18 protein-coding genes are annotated in these 14,675 nt (G+C 69.7%); 10 read left to right on the top strand and 8 right to left on the bottom strand.

Annotation, left to right across the window (positions count from 1 at the left end):
• Positions 1-11 precede the first annotated feature (11 nt).
• The 5 genes from DDF67_RS03590 (at position 12) to DDF67_RS03570 (ending at position 4,236) form a co-directional block, all read left to right on the top strand.
• Complete coding sequence (locus tag DDF67_RS03590; protein WP_109099576.1) at positions 12-1,724, top strand: tyrosinase family protein; 1,713 nt, start codon at positions 12-14, stop codon at positions 1,722-1,724.
• 27 nt (positions 1,725-1,751) lie between these two features.
• Positions 1,752-2,165, top strand: coding sequence for a hypothetical protein (locus DDF67_RS03585; protein WP_109099575.1), 414 nt, complete (start codon positions 1,752-1,754; stop codon positions 2,163-2,165).
• A complete protein-coding gene (locus tag DDF67_RS03580) occupies positions 2,162-2,977 on the top strand; it encodes a DJ-1/PfpI family protein (RefSeq protein WP_109099574.1) in 816 nt (271 codons plus the stop codon). Before DDF67_RS03585 ends, DDF67_RS03580 begins: the two co-directional genes overlap by 4 nt.
• Before the next feature lie 188 nt (positions 2,978-3,165).
• Positions 3,166-3,924 carry a phosphocholine cytidylyltransferase family protein gene (locus DDF67_RS03575; RefSeq protein WP_109099573.1) on the top strand — a complete coding sequence of 253 codons (759 nt, stop codon included), beginning with the start codon at positions 3,166-3,168 and terminating at the stop codon, positions 3,922-3,924.
• Between the two features lie 81 nt (positions 3,925-4,005).
• Positions 4,006-4,236, top strand: coding sequence for a hypothetical protein (locus DDF67_RS03570; RefSeq protein WP_109099572.1), 231 nt, complete (start codon positions 4,006-4,008; stop codon positions 4,234-4,236).
• Between the two features lie 24 nt (positions 4,237-4,260).
• Here DDF67_RS03570 and DDF67_RS03565 read toward each other — a convergent pair whose 3' ends face one another.
• The 3 genes from DDF67_RS03565 to DDF67_RS03555 all read right to left on the bottom strand — a co-directional run bounded on the left by DDF67_RS03565 (position 4,261) and on the right by DDF67_RS03555 (position 6,350).
• The gene (locus DDF67_RS03565) at positions 4,261-4,632 is read right to left on the bottom strand and encodes a hypothetical protein (RefSeq protein WP_109099571.1); all 372 of its coding nucleotides are present in this window, start codon (positions 4,630-4,632) and stop codon (positions 4,261-4,263) included.
• A 240-nt stretch (positions 4,633-4,872) separates the two neighbouring features.
• Positions 4,873-5,793, bottom strand: a complete 921-nt coding sequence (locus DDF67_RS03560; RefSeq protein ID WP_158277987.1) for a phosphodiester glycosidase family protein — start codon at positions 5,791-5,793, stop codon at positions 4,873-4,875.
• 134 nt (positions 5,794-5,927) lie between these two features.
• Positions 5,928-6,350, bottom strand: a complete 423-nt coding sequence (locus DDF67_RS03555; RefSeq protein WP_109099569.1) for an Rrf2 family transcriptional regulator — start codon at positions 6,348-6,350, stop codon at positions 5,928-5,930.
• Between the two features lie 104 nt (positions 6,351-6,454).
• Here DDF67_RS03555 and DDF67_RS03550 point away from each other — a divergent pair, with 104 nt between their 5' ends.
• The 4 genes from DDF67_RS03550 to DDF67_RS03535 all read left to right on the top strand — a co-directional run bounded on the left by DDF67_RS03550 (position 6,455) and on the right by DDF67_RS03535 (position 9,226).
• Positions 6,455-7,114 carry a DUF1971 domain-containing protein gene (locus DDF67_RS03550; RefSeq protein ID WP_109099568.1) on the top strand — a complete coding sequence of 220 codons (660 nt, stop codon included), beginning with the start codon at positions 6,455-6,457 and terminating at the stop codon, positions 7,112-7,114.
• Positions 7,115-7,147: 33 nt separating this feature from the next.
• Positions 7,148-8,362: an NO-inducible flavohemoprotein gene (gene hmpA, locus DDF67_RS03545; RefSeq protein WP_109099567.1), complete on the top strand. Its 1,215-nt coding sequence runs from the start codon at positions 7,148-7,150 to the stop codon at positions 8,360-8,362.
• Positions 8,363-8,420: 58 nt separating this feature from the next.
• A complete protein-coding gene (locus DDF67_RS03540; RefSeq protein WP_109099566.1) occupies positions 8,421-8,903 on the top strand; it encodes a hypothetical protein in 483 nt (160 codons plus the stop codon).
• Positions 8,904-9,001: 98 nt separating this feature from the next.
• Entirely contained in the window at positions 9,002-9,226 is a 225-nt protein-coding gene (locus DDF67_RS03535; RefSeq protein WP_109099565.1) for a hexameric tyrosine-coordinated heme protein, read from the top strand.
• Positions 9,227-9,229: 3 nt separating this feature from the next.
• On the opposite strand, the gene DDF67_RS03530 is transcribed toward DDF67_RS03535, so the two are convergent.
• The 5 genes from DDF67_RS03530 to DDF67_RS03510 are packed head-to-tail and all read right to left on the bottom strand — an operon-like array spanning position 9,230 to position 13,863.
• Positions 9,230-9,991, bottom strand: a complete 762-nt coding sequence (locus DDF67_RS03530; RefSeq protein WP_109099564.1) for a nucleotidyltransferase family protein — start codon at positions 9,989-9,991, stop codon at positions 9,230-9,232.
• Positions 9,988-11,142: a ceramide synthase gene (gene bcerS / locus DDF67_RS03525; protein WP_109099563.1), complete on the bottom strand. Its 1,155-nt coding sequence runs from the start codon at positions 11,140-11,142 to the stop codon at positions 9,988-9,990. The genes DDF67_RS03530 and bcerS overlap by 4 nt, the downstream gene beginning before the upstream one ends.
• The gene (locus DDF67_RS03520; RefSeq protein ID WP_109099562.1) at positions 11,142-12,203 is read right to left on the bottom strand and encodes an LptF/LptG family permease; all 1,062 of its coding nucleotides are present in this window, start codon (positions 12,201-12,203) and stop codon (positions 11,142-11,144) included. The genes bcerS and DDF67_RS03520 overlap by 1 nt, the downstream gene beginning before the upstream one ends.
• Positions 12,200-13,384 carry an LptF/LptG family permease gene (locus DDF67_RS03515; protein ID WP_109099606.1) on the bottom strand — a complete coding sequence of 395 codons (1,185 nt, stop codon included), beginning with the start codon at positions 13,382-13,384 and terminating at the stop codon, positions 12,200-12,202. Before DDF67_RS03515 ends, DDF67_RS03520 begins: the two co-directional genes overlap by 4 nt.
• 41 nt (positions 13,385-13,425) lie before the next feature.
• On the bottom strand, positions 13,426-13,863 hold the full coding sequence (locus DDF67_RS03510; RefSeq protein WP_109099561.1) for an HIT family protein: 438 nt from the start codon (positions 13,861-13,863) through the stop codon (positions 13,426-13,428).
• A gap of 188 nt (positions 13,864-14,051) precedes the next feature.
• On the opposite strand from DDF67_RS03510, the gene DDF67_RS03505 reads away from it, so the two are divergent.
• Positions 14,052-14,423 (top strand): DUF2141 domain-containing protein, encoded by a 372-nt coding sequence (locus DDF67_RS03505; protein WP_233247533.1) that lies wholly within the window; start codon positions 14,052-14,054, stop codon positions 14,421-14,423.
• Positions 14,424-14,675 lie beyond the last annotated feature (252 nt).

Raw genomic sequence — 14,675 nt, 5'->3', positions numbered from 1 at the left:
GAGTCCGCGCCATGACCCAGGATTCCGCCGGCCCCGGCCCGTTCTCCGCCCCGTCGCGCCGCGACCTGATGGCGGGCGGCGCCGCCGTCGTGGGCGCCATGGCCGCCGGCCAGGCCCTGGCCCAGCCGGCCGCACCGACCAAGGCCCGCTGGCGGCGCTGGAACGTCGCCAGCCCGGAAGGCAAGCGCGCCCTGGCCAGCTACGCCCGGGCCATCGACATCATGCTCAAGCTGCCGCCCGAGCATCCCTACAACTGGTACAACCACGCCCTGACCCACACGGTCGACTGCCCGCACGGCAACTGGTGGTTCGTGGTCTGGCACCGAGGCTATGTCGGCTGGTTCGAACAGGTCGTGCGTAAGCTCAGCGGCGACAACAGCTTCGCCTTCCCCTACTGGGACTGGACGGCCAGTCCGCAGGTGCCGGCCGAGATGTTCCAGGGCGTGCTCAACCCCAGCACCTATCCCGGCTACATCCAGAGCCTGGACGCCTTCAACCGCACCTTCGGCCCGGTGCTGGAGAAGTTCTGGGCCGGTCTCAGCAACGACCAGAACCAGCAACTGCTGATCCGCGGCCTGCGCTTCCCGGCCGATCTGCTGTTCGACATTGGACCCAAGGGCGGGCCGATGTTCTTCGCGCCGCCGAACTCGCGCGGCTCGACCCCGCAGCGACCGGGCTTCGACGACGTGACCAACCGCGCCGTCTCGTCCTGGATGCTCGACAACGCCCTGGCGCCGCGCGACTTCATCGGCTTCGCCAGCCCCAAGTCGCAGTTCCACAGCAGCATCACTGGCTTTGGCGTGATGGAAGGCCAGCCGCATAACAAGGTGCACAACTGCGTCGGCGGCATCTGGACCGACCCCAACGGCAACACGACCTTCGGCGACGGCTTCATGCAGTCCAACCTGTCGCCGGTGGACCCGCTGTTCTTCCTGCACCACGCCAATATCGACCGCATCTGGGACGTCTGGACGCGCAAGCAGCAGGGCTACGGCTATCCGACCCTGCCGGACGACAATCCCAACTACCTGAACCCGCGCGGGGATCTGGGCCAATGGCGGGCCGAGCCGTTCCTGTTCTTCCGCGACTCCGACGGCAAGCCGCTGCCGGCCGCCCAGCAGGTGGCCGGGGCCTACGAGACCATCGGCGCCTTCGACTACGACTATCAGCCGGGCTCGGGCGAGAACGTCGTGCCGCCGCCGCGTCCGGGGCGGCTGAAGGCGGCCGTCGCGGCCAAGCCGCAGCTGTTCGCCGGCAAGCTGAAGGCGCCCACCCCCGCCAGCCTGGCCTCGGGCGACGTCGCCGTGCCGCAGGCGCTGCTCAGCCAAGCGGCCAAGACGGGCGGGCCCAAGCTCTTGGCCACCCTGACGGTGGAGCTGCCGCCGTTCGAGCACGGCCACGATCTGGCGGTGGTGGTCAACACCCCCGAGAGCGAGGCGGTGGGCGTAAACTCGCCGGGCTTCGTCACCACCCTGTCGATGTTCGGCCAGCACCTGGTGACCCGGCCGGTGACCTTCACCGTGCCGATCTCGCCGCCGCTGGCCAAGCTGGCGACGGCCAAGGGGTTGACCGCCGCCGCGCCGAGCACGGGCCTGAACATCCGGCTGGTGCGCCTCAAGCCGCGGCTGCTGTCGAACGCCAACACGCCGCACGACCACGGCGCCCCGTCCGGCGCGACGCGGGCCGAGCCCGAACTGCTGGGCGTGGAAGTTCACGCCTACTAGAACCTGGCGCGTCGAGGGAGGAAGGCCATGACCCTGGCCGGCAAGTGGACCTATCGCAGCTATCTCAACAATCCCGAGCTGGTCGGCGACGACGCCCAGACCGCGCTCAGCCTGATCTTCGGCGAGGGGGTGTTCACCTTTGAGACCCCCAACCCGCGGGTCATACTGGGCACGCTCGACATGGGCGGCGGCTACGTGCTGGACCTGAAGGGCGCGGTTGATCCCGATTGCGATGGGCCGGCCACGATCGCGATCAAGGGCTTCGGCCGTGACGGTACGCCCACGGCGGGGTGGGAATACGACTACCATGGCTGGCCGGGCTACATGTGGCCCGACGGCGTGGATCAGGTCCCGTCGATCGTCGGAACCATCGTGCGGGCCAAGCCGCACAACGGCGAACCGGCCGGGGTGACGGCCTCCTTCATCGCGGTGTGGCAATGACAGGCCCTGGGACCGCCCCAGGGACCGCCCCGCCGCTTCCGCCCTTCACGGTGGGCATCGTCCTCTATCCCGGCGTCGACATCCTCGACGTCGCCGGGCCGCACGAGGTGTTCGCCTTCTTCGACGGCGAGGTGATCGGGCGGACCATCCAGGTGGCCACCGTGGCGGCGAGCACCGACCCGATCCAGACCTCGGGCGTGCTGAAGGTGGTGGCGCAGTACGCGTACGACGCCGCCCCTCACATCGACATGCTGTTCGTGCCCGGCGGCGGGAATGGCCTGCAGGACGCCATCGGCGACACGGCGCTGCTCGACTTCCTGAGCGATCGGGCGGGCAAGGCGCGCTACGTGGTTTCGGTCTGCACGGGCGGCCTGCTGCTGGCCTCGGCCGGCCTGCTGGACGGCTACAAGGCCACCACCCACTGGGGCTTCATCGAGTGCCTGAAGCTGTTTCCGAAGGTGACGGTGGTCAACGGCTGCCCGCGCTGGGTCAGGGACGGCAATCGCATCACCGGGGCGGGCATATCGTCCTCGATCGACGAGTCGCTTTTCATGGTCCAGACGATCGTCGCCGACCTGGCCGGCGGTCCGGATGCCGAAGAGAAGGCGCAGCTGGCTTCGCAGCAGGCGCAGCTGTCGATCCAGTACAATCCCGATCCGCCGTTCCCCGGCGGCGATCCATGCTCGGTCAGCTATGACGTGTTCGAGCCGGTGAACGCCGGGATGACCGGCTTCCGGGCGGCCCTGAACGAGGCGATCGAGGCGCGTCTGCATCCGGTGGCCAAGGCCTACAAGGCGACGGTCGAGGCCTGAGAAGGGGGAGGGGGCGCAAGCTTCCAGGGCGGGCGGATTGTCGCAAGCGGCGTTTTGCGGGACGCCGGACCTTGCCACGGCTATGGTCGCGCACAATTTGCGCTGATATGGCTCGTTTCGAGTCGTACTCTCGCCCTTTTTCACCCCCGTCTTCGCCGCCGTCTTCGCGGCGCGTCCGAGTTTTCGCCATGCAGTCGCCGGTCAAAGCCATCATCCTCAGCGCCGGACAGGGCAAGCGCCTGTCGCCGCTGACGGACACTCGTCCCAAGTGCCTGGTGGACCTGTCGGGCCGCTCGGTCCTGGAATGGCAGATCCGCCACCTGCACCGCGCCGGCGTCACCGAGGTGGTGGTCGTCATCGGCTTCGCCGCCGACGTGGTCGAGGCCGAGCTGGCCAAGCTGCGCCTGCCGGGCCTGACCCTGCGCACGATCTTCAACCCGTTCTACAGCGTCAGCGACAACCTGGCCTCGGTGTGGATGGCGCGCGGCGAGATGCAAGGCTCGTTCCTGTTGCTGAACGGCGACACCCTGTTCGAGCCGGCCATCGCCGAGCGCCTGCTGTCGGCCCCGTCGGCCCCCATCACGGTGACCATCGACCGCAAGGACGGCTACGACTCCGACGACATGAAGGTGCGTACCGAGGGCGATGCACTGCGCGAGATCGGCAAGACGATCACCGAGTACGACGCCGAGTCGATCGGCTTCCTGCGCTTCGAGCCGGAAGGCGCTGCGCTGTTCACCGACATCGTCGAGCGCTCTCTGCGCACGCCCGAGGGCCTGCGCCGTTGGTACCTGTCGGCCATCGACCAGATCGCCCGCGCCCACGACGCCGTGGCCGTGCGCTCGATCCAGGGCCTGGACTGGGCCGAGATGGACTTCCCCGAAGACTTGCCGAAGAACCGCGAGCTGGCCGCCCGTTGGGCCGTCGCCGAGGCGACCCCGGCCTGAGGCCGGGTCTCGCGGCCAAGCGGGGCGCTAGGAACGTCCCCGCGCCGGGCCGGGTTTGACTCTGCATCGACGGAGGAAACCATGCCCGAACAGCATCCGAACACCGAGCGCCATGGCGGTCCCGGCGCCAGCCACGAGGACCGCACGAAGCCGCGTCCCGACCCGACGGTGAAAGACCGCGACGATCCCGACCGCTACAGCCGCCACAGCAAGGTTTCGGGCGGGGGCGGCGAGCGCGACATGCACCACGCGCACGAGGACCGCCTGAAGGGCGGACCCCAGTCCGGCGACGCCGAGAGCTCGAAGACCTAGGAACAGGCGCCCGGCCGTTTCGGCTCACGTCCCACAGGACAGCATCGAATGGGTTGGGTCGTCGTGCAGGCCGGCGACCGAGATCTGCATCTCCAGACCGTCGGACAGGGTGCGTTCGCCCGACGGCGGCAGGGCGAAGCCGGCGTCGTTGGCGGCCTTCAGCACGGTTGCCTTGGGCGCGGCGAAGATCATGCCTTCATTGATCCAGTCGGTGTCGGCCTTAGCTACGCGGACGATCTGTGTGACCGGCAGGCCGCGCCATGTGCCGTTTACCGGGACCTGGACGATCTGCTCGCCCTGGTTTCCGCGGCGGATGGTGGGCGTCCCGAAGCGCGCGGCATAGGCCGGCGGGATCACCGGCTGGCCGAGCACGAGCTTTTTCCCGGTGGCGTCCATGCGATGCAGGCTGTCGAGAAACCGGCGATAGTCGGGGGCTTCCCGGCAGGTCGCCGGATCGGTGAAGGCGATGAAGCCATCGGCGTCGCCGGCGCGGCGGCCAGCGGTTTCGGCGCGGGCGGCTGGGCGCAGGCGGCGAGCGTCAGCAGGGCCGCGCCGGCCAGGAAAAGCGGGATTCGGGCAAGCATGGCCTCATGCTCGTCCAGCTTGCGGCGGGGTTCAAGCGCCCGCGGCCGGCGATCAGGGCTGGGCCGGGACGATGCGGACGCCGATCTGGTTGGCGACCGGCCGCTCGCGGCCCGGCACGCCGGTGTGGATCGGCGAGTTCAGCACGCGCGGACGGCCAAAGCCGTCGTCCACGGCCAGGGTGGTCGAGCCGCCGCCGTCCAGATTGATGGCGTCGGCCGCGCCCAGGTCGCGGAAGAAGGCGGTCAGCTCGACCAGGGTCGCGCCCTCGCTGATGACGGTCTGGCGGCCGTCGACCACCACGAGCCAGCCGGTGCGGCCATCGGCCGAAACGCCGAAGGCGGTGCGCGGATGGCGGTCGCGGGCATACTTGGGGCCGGCATTCTGGAACGACTGCTCGGCGCCGTCGACCAGCAGAACGGGGCCGGCCGCCACCGCGTCGACCACGTCCCAGCGGCAGGTCGCGCCGGAGCGGATTTCCACGAACGAGGGGTGGATGCAGAGGATGGCGTTGACCCGCGGATCCACCTCGGGGTCGTCGGGCGGGGCTACCTCGCGGCCGCCGACGATCACCTTGCCGACCGGATCGACGTGCTCGCCGGCATGGGGCGCGAAGTCGTCGCCGCCGGGCGAGCCGGCCTTGAAGGGCACGAAATAGCTGGCGTTGACGGCCAGCAGCGCGCCAGAGGCGGTCACGAACTCTGAGGTCGTGCGGGCGTGGTACTGGCCCGCGCCGTCATTGGGCGGCGAAACGAACAACTCGACCTTGGGGTCGGCCAGGTCCAGCTGGACCACGTGATAGACCTGCCGCAGCGGGTTCTCGCGGGTCTCGCTCCAGTAGGTCACGCCCGTCGACAGGACGCTGGAGGCGCTGCGGCTGAAGGCGGCCTTGGGCGAGGCGGGGATGTCGACGCTGGCGCAGGCCGACAGCAGCAGCAGGGCGCCCAGGGCGGCGGCGCGAAGGAATGACGGCACGAGACAGACTTCGAACAGGCGAAAACAAAGCCGCCGTCGGTCGCAAGGACGGCGGCGATGGCCGGCACATAGGTCTGGCGCGGGCCGCATGCAAAGCCGAACGCCGTGTTTTGTCGTTGTGTGGCCGGGGAGCCTCAGGCCCGCTGGGCGAAGAGCTGGCGCATCACCTCTGGCTGGCGCGAGATGTCGGCGACGCTGTAGCTGTCCAGCACGGCCAGGAAAGCCCGGGTCGCCTCGGCCAGCATCCGGGGCAGGCCGCAGCCCGGCGCGGCCACGCAAGCCGAGCAGTCGACGAGGTCGAAGCCGCCCTCGGTCTCGCGCACCAGGGCGCCGACATTGATCTGGTCGGCGGGGCGGGCCAACCGCAGGCCGCCGCCGCGTCCACGCAGCGTCTCGACGAAGCCGGCGGCCGCCAGCTGCTGCACCACCTTCATCAGATGGTTCTGCGAGATGTCGTAGGCGCGGGCGATCTCGGCGATCGAGGCCAGGCGGCCTTCCTGATTGGCCAGGTAGACGACCGTGCGCACCGCGTAGTCGGTGTATCGGGTGAGCTTCATCGGCTCCCCTTAAGGGTTCGGCGCGGCGGATAAATCATGCATTAAGATTGCATGTTTTTAGCCGCGAGAATAGATGCATTCCAGATGAATGAATTGAGGGCGTCATGTCCGCCAACCCTGTCTTCGATTTCGACGACACCGTCCTGCCGGCGCTGCTGACCAGCTTCTACGCAGCTGTGCGAGAGGATCCGCAGCTGGGTCCCGTCTTCGCGGACGCGATCGAGGATTGGGACGAACACCTCGACCGCCTGGCCGACTTCTGGTCGTCGGTGATGCGCGCCTCGGCTCGCTACAAGGGCAATCCGCTGGCCACGCACATGAAGCATGTCGAGCGCATCGAGCCCCAGATGTTCGATCGCTGGCTGGCCCTATGGCGCGAGGCGACGGATGCGTTCGTTCCGCCCCGGCACGCGGCGGAGCTGCAGGAGAAGGCCGCGCGCATGGCCCGCAACCTGAACGGCGCGCTGGAAAGCCGCCGGCCGGCGCCCGACGCGCCCTATCGCTCGACCCCGGTGTTCGACGAGACGACCCTGCCTGAGGGCCTGCGCCGCGATCATGGCACCCGGGCCGGCGTCTGGGGCGTGATCCGCCTGATCGAGGGGCGGCTGGTGCTGCACTACGACGACGCCGACGTCCCGTCGGTCGAGCTGAGCCCCGGCGTGCCGGGCTTGGTGCGGCCGCAACAGATCCATCGGGTCGAGCCGCTGGGGCCGATCCGCATGCAGGTGGACTTCTACGACCGCGAGCCGGCTCTGGCCGCCTGACGCCCCAAACCCTGTTTTCCAAGGAGCAAGACGATGCCCAAGCCGCTGAGCGCGGAGACGATCGCGTGCGTCAAGGCCACCGCCCCGGTGGTCGCCGCGCGCGCCACCGAAGTGACCAAGGCGATGTACGCCAGGCTGTTCCAGGACGATCACATCAAGGCTCTGTTCAACCATGCCAATCAGGCGACGGGTAAGCAGCATCACGCCCTGGCCGGCGCGATCGTCGGCTACGCCCTGAACATCGAGAACCTTGAGGTGCTGGGTCCGGCGGTCGAGCGCATGGCCCAGAAGCACGTCGGCTATCACGTGCTGCCCGAGCACTATCCCTACGTGGCCCGCGCCCTCCTGGGCGCGATCGTCGAGGTGCTGGGCGAGGAGACGGCCAACGCGGCGGTGCTGGCCGCCTGGGGCGAGGCCTACTGGTTCCTGGCCGGGCTGCTGCAGGAACGCGAGCACGCCATCCGCGACGCGATCGAGGCGACCGACGGCGGCTGGACCGGCTGGCGCACCTTCGAGATCGCCGAGCGCACGGTCGAGAGCGCGGTGATCACCTCGTTCGTGCTACGGCCGCGTGATGGCGGCAGGGTGCTGGCTCACAAGCCCGGCCAATACCTGACCCTGCGCCTTGCGACGCCCGACCAGGGCGAGATCCGCCGCAACTACACGATCTCGAACGCGCCCAACGCGACGGCCTATCGCATCTCGGTCAAGCGCGAGGAGGGCGGGCAGGGCGGTTCACGCTTCCTGCACGACCTGGCGCAGATCGGCACGAGGGTCGAGCTGACCCCGCCGGCGGGCGACTTCTTCCTTCCCGACACGCCCGAACGGCCGGTGGTGCTGCTGTCGGGCGGGGTGGGGCTGACGCCGATGGTCAGCATGCTGGAGACCATCGCCGACAAGCATCCGCAGTTGGAGACCGCCTTCGTGCACGGCGCGCTGGACGGCGCCAGCCACGCCATGGACAGCCACGTCCGGGCCCTGGCCAAGGCGCACGGCAAGACCTCGGTGGCGACCTTCTACGCCCGGCCCGCCGCCAATGACGAGGCCGGCCGCACCCACGACCACGACGGCCTGATCACCGTCGACTGGCTGAAAGCCAACACCCCGTTCGAAACCGCCGACTTCTTCCTGTGCGGACCCAAGCCGTTCCTGCGGGCCTTCGTCGGCGGGCTGTCGCGGGCCGGGGTGGCGTCCGAGCGGATCCACTTCGAGTTCTTCGGCCCGGCCGACGAGGCCCTGGCCGTCTGAGTGCGCGTGTTCCCCATCCCCTGAACCCGGCCGCTGAGCGGCCGAAGGAGCCTCTGTCATGGACTATGTCTCCACCACGACGCCGCTGACCTACGCCTTCTACGAAGGCCCGTCCTGGGAGCCGCCCGCGCCTCGCGAGCGGACGGCCCCGGCGGCGACCGAACCCATGCTGCGCACGCCTCAGGCGCCCGAGCCGTCGACGCCCGATCTGCCCAGGGCGGTGGGTTGGATGATCGTCGGCGCCTATGGCGCGATCCTGGGGGCGTTCGGCCTGGCCTTTCTGGGCGACGCGGAAGTGGGCCTGGTGCTGGGCGTCTGCGCGGCCTATCTCGCCGTCTATCTGGGCGTGCCGGCCGTGATCCTACGCATGGAGCCGAAGGCGGAAACCCGGCCAGACCTCGCCGACTTCCTGCGCCAGGGGCTCTCCACCTGGACCGGGCGCGTAAGCGCCGGTTCGGCCCTGGCCCAGATCCTGACCATCCCCGTGGCCCTGGCCGTCGCGGCGACGGGTCTTGGGATCATCGTGCGGCTCAGCGCCTGATCCTCCGACGCGATTGGATGGAACGGCGGAGCCTTTCGTCCAATCTTCGCGCCCGCCGGGCGGTCTAGCCTCGAGGCGCAACAACGCGAGCGACGCCGATGCCGACCTGGCTGCCCAGCCTGATCACCGCCACGCCCGAGGAGGGCTACGATCTCGCCGTCAAGCTCTCGCGGATGGCGGTCAAGAAAACCCAGCCTTCCGAAGAGATCCGTGCACGGCTGCGGGCGATCTACGAAGATGACGCGCAGGCGCTGGTGGCGGTCTCGCACGTGGTGGCCGTGAACTTCGCCACCGTGGCGGCGGCGAACGGGTACTGGCGCTAGGCTCTAGACCGTCTCGCCGACGATCTTGCGCACCAGGTCAAGGTCGGCGGGCTTGTCGACGTCGACGGCGGCCAGGCCGTCCCTGGCGCGTACGGCGGCGGCCCTGACGCCGGCCAGCAGGCCAAGGCGCGCTATGGCCTCGTCGAGGGTGAGCAGGCCCAGCAGGTATCGGACCAGCAGGCCCGGGCCGAGCATGGCGGCGATCTTCCACGGCTGCTTGCGGTTCTGCTCGACGCGACGCCAAAGGGCGATGGCGGGCAGGGCGGCTTCCGAGCGGAACAGGAAGAGGTTGCAGCCCGAGAAGCGGCCGTCGCGGAACTTCAGGTAGGTGCGCTTGGTGTCGGGGGCGGCGGCGCGCACGCGCTCCTCCGGGGCCAGCATCAGGGCCACGTCGGCGTCGGCCGGGGCGTCGGCCAGGAACTGGGTGATCCACTCGGGCTTCAGCAGCGCGTGGTCGACCGTGGTGATCAGCAGCGGGAAGCCCAGGCTCTCGGCGCCTTCGCGCACGCTCTGGCTGGGGCCTTCGGTCGAGGCGGCGATGGCGCGAACGCCGTCCGGCAAGGCCTCGACGATGGCCGCGTCCGACGTGGACACCCCGATCCCTTCCGCGCCCGCCGACTGCACGGCGCCGAGCACGCGATCGAGCAGCGTGCGACCCTGCAGCGTGATCAGGCCCTTGTGCGAGACCCCGGCATAGGCCGCGGCGCTGTCGATCTCACCGGGCCGCGAACCGGCCAGGACGAGGGCCTTGAAGCTCTGGGTCACAACGCCTTCTCGTAGATCCGGTAGGTCTTGTAGATCTCAGCGCCCAGCGACTCGGCGATGCGGCGCATGGGCATGTTCTCTTCCAGCACCCACGAGATCTCGAAGCGCTCGTAGCCGAGCGCGATGGCCGAGGTGCGGCCGGCGTGCATCATCTGGAATGGCAGCATGCGGCCGCGGATGCTGTCGGAGAACTTGCGCTTGACCCCCATCAGCGGGATGCGGGCCGACTTCACGCGCTTGACCTTCAGTCGCCAGAGCAGCTTGGCCCAGCCGAACGGCAGCAGCTTGCCGTCGAGGTCGGCGATGGCCTCGTTGACGTTGGGCAGGAACACCAGGAAGCCGGCCGCCTCGCCGTCGATCTCGGCGAACCAGGTCAGGCGCTTGTCGATCACGGCCTTCAGGGCCTTGGCCAGCTGGGCGGTCTCGGCCTCGGTGGTGGGGGTGAAGCCCCAGTTGTCCTTCCAGGCGTCGTTGAGGATCTCGGTCAGGGTGACCACTTCCTCGTCGTAGCGGCTCATGTCGAGCTGGCGCAGCACCACGCCATCGGCCGGCGGACGCTCGGCGCGGCGGCGCACGGCGGGCGGCAGGTCGGCCTGCATGGGGGCGTAGTAGGCGTAGACATCCTTGGCCTTGGCGTAGCCCTGCTGCTCGACGCGGCCGCCGGCATAGGCCGGATCATGGCCCATCATCACCATCGGCGGGGTGTCGAAGCCGTCGACCAGCAGGCCGACCTCCTCGTTGATCGACAGGTTGAACGGACCCATCGCGTGAGTGCGGCCGCGTTCGCGCAGCCAGGCCTCGGCCGTGCGCAGCAGGGCGGCGAAGACGTCGGCGTCGTCCTCGGCGGCGATCAGGCCGAAATGGCCGTCCAGGCGACCGGGGATCTTCTGCGGGGTCAGCTCGTCGATCTGGGCGCTGATCCGGCCCACGTCGCGGCCGCCGCGCACCGCCAGGAACAGTTGCACCTCGGCGTGCTGGAAGAACGGGTTGGTCTTGGGCGACAGGGCCTCTGTGCGCTCCAGCGCCAGCGGCGTGATCCAGCTCCGATCCTTGGCGTTCAGGCGCGCGGGCAGGGCGATGAAGCGCTTCAGCTCGTCGGGCGTGCGCACGGGCAGGACCGAGATCGCCTCGGCCGCGGAATCGAAAGGCATCATCCCTCCAGGGATACGAAGGCGCGCACGGCGAGGGCGGCGAAGACGATGGGGGCGGCCCAGGCGGCCAGGATCGGCGACAGCGAGCCGGATTCGCCCAGGGCCGACAGCAGGCCGTCGGCGACCAGAAACAGCAGGCCCGCGGCCAGGCCCGTGGTCAGCAGGACCGCGCCCTGGCCGCTGCGGAAGTTGGCCCAGGCCACCGGGGCGCTGAGCAACAGCATCACCAGCGCCGCCAGCGGTCCCGAGAAGGCCGTCTGCAGGCGGGTGGCGTAGAAGCTCTGCGGGCGGTCCGAGCCGCCGTTCTCCAGCGCCCGGCGGGCCGAGGCGGCCGAGGGGGCGGGAGCGTCGGCGAACAGCGCCTGCACGTCGGCAGGGCGCAGGGCCGTGGGCCAGGTGGCCGAGGCGGCGGTCATCGGCTCGACCCGATCGCCCAGATAGCGGGTGGTGACGGGGTTCTGGAGCCGCCAGGCGCCGTTCTGGAACTGGGCCGACGGGGCGACGACGCGCTCGGTCAGGGCGCCCGACTTGTCGCGGCGATAGATGGTCAGTTCGGTCAGGCGCGCGCCGTTGGCGGCCGCTTCCTTGGCGGTCACCAGGTCCTCGCCGGCGCGGAAGGTGCGGGCGGAGACGGGCTTGCGCTCGGCGACCGGCGTGGTGGCGGCCCACCAGGCGCTGAGCGTCGGGTCGGTGCGCGGAGAGACCACCTGGGCGCACAGGGCGTCGAGCGCCAGCACGGCGATCGCGACCGGCACGGCCATGGCGACGATGCGATAGCCAGAGATGCCGGCGGCGCGCATGGCGACCACGGCGTTCTCGCGGGCCAGCTGCGAGAAGGCGAACAGGCCGCCGGCCAGCACCGCCAGCGGCGCGACCTGCTGAAACAGGGCCGGGGCGCGCAGGGCGGCGTAGTAGGCGACCCCGCCGACGCCAAGGCCCCGGTCGAGGATGTCGGTGGTGACTTCCAGCAGGTCGAGGATCTGCAGGATGGCCATCAGGATCAGGACGGCGCCGAGAACGCGCGTGGCGACGGTGCGCAGAACGTAGAGCTGCAGCTTCATGCGGCGCGCTCCTTGCGCTGGAACGGCTTGAGGACGCGGCGGAACTGGGCGCTCATGGCCAGGACGAGGCGCGAGATCGGGGTGTCGCCGGGCCGCGTGCGGCTGCCGACGAACAGCCAGACGGCCAGGCCCGTGAAGATCAGGAACGGCAGGCCGACGGCGGGCAACGAGGCGATGCGGCCCGACTCGGCGAGGCTTTGGCCCAGCAGCAGGCTGTGCTGGAAGGCCAGCAGCAGCACCCCGGCCAGCAGCAGGCCCGGCGCGCGATTGCCGCGCTTGGCGGCCAGGCCCAGCGGGAAGGCCAGCAGCGGCAGGAACGGCAGGAAGGCGGCGCGGGCGAGACGTCCATAGAACTCGGCCATCAGGGTGGCCTTGGGCACGACCGGATTGGGCGACCTGGCCTGATGCAGCAGTTCGCCCAGGGTCAGCTCGCGCTCGTCGCCGCCGCGGGCCCGCAGCAGGCTGGCGGCGGCCTTCAGCGGGGCCTCGGTGGTCAGGTCGTCGAAGGCCAGGCTGCGGTAGTTTCCGCGCGCGTCGCTGCCGATGCGGCGGCCTGACTTCAGGCGCATGGTCACGGTCTTGCCGTCGGCCGAAACTTGCAGCGTGGCGCTGGCGGCGGTGATCAGTTCCTCGTGGCCGGCCGCGTCGGGACGGCGGATGAAGACGCGGGTCAGGCGCTGGCCGGCGAGGTCGGCGCTGTCGGCGGTCATCAGCGAGCCGTCGTCGTCGATGAAGGCCCCGCCCGAAAGGCGGCCGTTCCAGCCGGCGTTGACGGCCGCGTGCATCACGGCGCGATAGGCGTAGCGGCTGTAGGGCTGGACGTAGCCGAACACCGCGACGCTGAAGAGGCTGAGCGCCAGGCCGATGCAGACGAAAGGCGCGGCGATACGCTCCAGCGACTGGCCGCCGGCCAGCAGGGCGTCGATCTCCGAGCCGTCCGACAGCTTGCTGATGACGATGAACAGGGCGACGAAGAACGCCACCGGCAAGGCCAGGCCCAGATAATGCGGCAGCAGGTTCAGGGCCAACTGGGTGACGTAGTCGAAGCGGGCGGCGCTTTGCGACAGGAGGTCGAGCAGGCGCAGCACGCGCTCGAGCAGCAGGGCGACCACGGTCAGGCCCAGGCATCCGGCCAGCGGCCAGCCCAGCAGGCGCAGCAGGTAGCGGTCGATCAGGCCCATGACCGTCAGCCGCCGCGCGTCGAACTTCTTCTTCAGCTTGCTCACGCGGCGGACCACGCGGCAGCGAAATCGTTGGCGAGGCGCTCGACGGCGTCGTCGTCCAGCGCCACGGCCGAGCCGAGCGCCGGGGCGGCGGGCCAGCCGGCGTCAGGGAAGCTCTGTCCCTCGTGCTGGCGCGCGCCCTCGTAGCGGGGCAGGACGTGGAAGTGGACGTCGCGGTCGATCATCATCAGCATCAGATAGTTGATCTTCTCGTAGGCGACCTTGGCCTTCAGCAGGCGCTCGATCCCGGCCACGGCCAGGCGCATGTCGGCGAAGGCCTCGGGGCTAAGATCCGAGAACGCCTGCACGGGTTCCTTGCATACCAGGACGAGAGACCCGAAAGTCGGCTGCTTGGGACGTACAAGGAGCAACCAGTGGTCGGTTTCGGCCACTTTCGAGCGTGGGTAGCCGAATGCGAGGGCTGTGGGGTTGGGCATGCGGCAACCGATACTTCAGGCGAGTCTGCGGGCGCTGATCGCGTCGGGGCGACAATAGGGACACGGCCTTTTACATGGAAGCACGAACCGTTCTTCCAGGCCTTGCGGCGCTAGGGACGCTGCTGGGCTTGCTGGGGATGGCGACGCCGGCGGCGGCGAAGCAGGATTGCGTGGGGCGGGACACCGGCGTGAGGCTGACCGTCGAGGTCGGCCGGCTGAAGTCCGAGTCGGGCGAGGTGACGGTCACGGTCTATCCGTCCGACCCGAGTCGCTTCCTGGCGCCGCGCGGCAAGCTGCTGCGCCTGCGGGTGCCGGCCAGCGCGCCGACCACCGAGGCCTGCTTCAACCTGCCGAAGGCCGACATCTATGCGGTGGCCGTCTATCACGACGCCAACGGCAACCACGACTTCGACCGCAACGCCGTGGGCGTGCCGACCGAGGGCTACGGCTTTTCGAACGATGCGCCCTCGCGTTTCGGCGTGCCGTCGTTCGACTCCGCGCGGATCAATGTGAAGTCCGGCGAGAACACGATCCGGGTGCGGATGCGCTACGGGAAGTAGGTTGGCGCGCGAAATCCTCCCCCAGAAGGGGGAGGTGGCCCGAAGGGCCGGAGGGGGAAGTCCCTTCCGAGGTCGGTTCGGTCGCGAAGGCGGCTGTCACGTCCCCCTCCGTCGGCTGCGCCGACACCTCCCCTTCAGGGGTGTTCAGACCGGAGACATCCGAAACAGGTGTGCCGGGACATCCGTGACGGTTTCAGGATAGCGCGTCGGGTGCGCGCAGGTCGATGGAGGCGACGCGGGTGGTTCTGAAGA

Source organism: Caulobacter endophyticus, from assembly GCF_003116815.1.
GTDB lineage: Bacteria > Pseudomonadota > Alphaproteobacteria > Caulobacterales > Caulobacteraceae > Caulobacter > Caulobacter endophyticus.
The sequence above is the reverse complement of the archived record's forward strand: the minus strand, read 5'-3'. Positions and strand labels throughout refer to the sequence as shown.

Excerpts from the sequence above, each read along its gene's own strand:
- hmpA (WP_109099567.1), top strand. The coding sequence starts at position 7,148 with ATGCCCAAGCCGCTGAGCGCGGAGACGATCGCGTGCGTCAAGGCCACC.
- DDF67_RS03510 (WP_109099561.1), bottom strand. The coding sequence starts at position 13,863 with ATGCCCAACCCCACAGCCCTCGCATTCGGCTACCCACGCTCGAAAGTG.
- DDF67_RS03515 (WP_109099606.1), bottom strand. The coding sequence starts at position 13,384 with ATGGGCCTGATCGACCGCTACCTGCTGCGCCTGCTGGGCTGGCCGCTG.
- DDF67_RS03590 (WP_109099576.1), top strand. The coding sequence starts at position 12 with ATGACCCAGGATTCCGCCGGCCCCGGCCCGTTCTCCGCCCCGTCGCGC.
- DDF67_RS03520 (WP_109099562.1), bottom strand. The coding sequence starts at position 12,203 with ATGAAGCTGCAGCTCTACGTTCTGCGCACCGTCGCCACGCGCGTTCTC.
- bcerS (WP_109099563.1), bottom strand. The coding sequence starts at position 11,142 with ATGCCTTTCGATTCCGCGGCCGAGGCGATCTCGGTCCTGCCCGTGCGC.
- DDF67_RS03580 (WP_109099574.1), top strand. The coding sequence starts at position 2,162 with ATGACAGGCCCTGGGACCGCCCCAGGGACCGCCCCGCCGCTTCCGCCC.
- DDF67_RS03570 (WP_109099572.1), top strand. The coding sequence starts at position 4,006 with ATGCCCGAACAGCATCCGAACACCGAGCGCCATGGCGGTCCCGGCGCC.
- DDF67_RS03585 (WP_109099575.1), top strand. The coding sequence starts at position 1,752 with ATGACCCTGGCCGGCAAGTGGACCTATCGCAGCTATCTCAACAATCCC.
- DDF67_RS03535 (WP_109099565.1), top strand. The coding sequence starts at position 9,002 with ATGCCGACCTGGCTGCCCAGCCTGATCACCGCCACGCCCGAGGAGGGC.
- DDF67_RS03555 (WP_109099569.1), bottom strand. The coding sequence starts at position 6,350 with ATGAAGCTCACCCGATACACCGACTACGCGGTGCGCACGGTCGTCTAC.
- DDF67_RS03540 (WP_109099566.1), top strand. The coding sequence starts at position 8,421 with ATGGACTATGTCTCCACCACGACGCCGCTGACCTACGCCTTCTACGAA.
- DDF67_RS03565 (WP_109099571.1), bottom strand. The coding sequence starts at position 4,632 with ATGGACGCCACCGGGAAAAAGCTCGTGCTCGGCCAGCCGGTGATCCCG.
- DDF67_RS03575 (WP_109099573.1), top strand. The coding sequence starts at position 3,166 with ATGCAGTCGCCGGTCAAAGCCATCATCCTCAGCGCCGGACAGGGCAAG.
- DDF67_RS03550 (WP_109099568.1), top strand. The coding sequence starts at position 6,455 with ATGTCCGCCAACCCTGTCTTCGATTTCGACGACACCGTCCTGCCGGCG.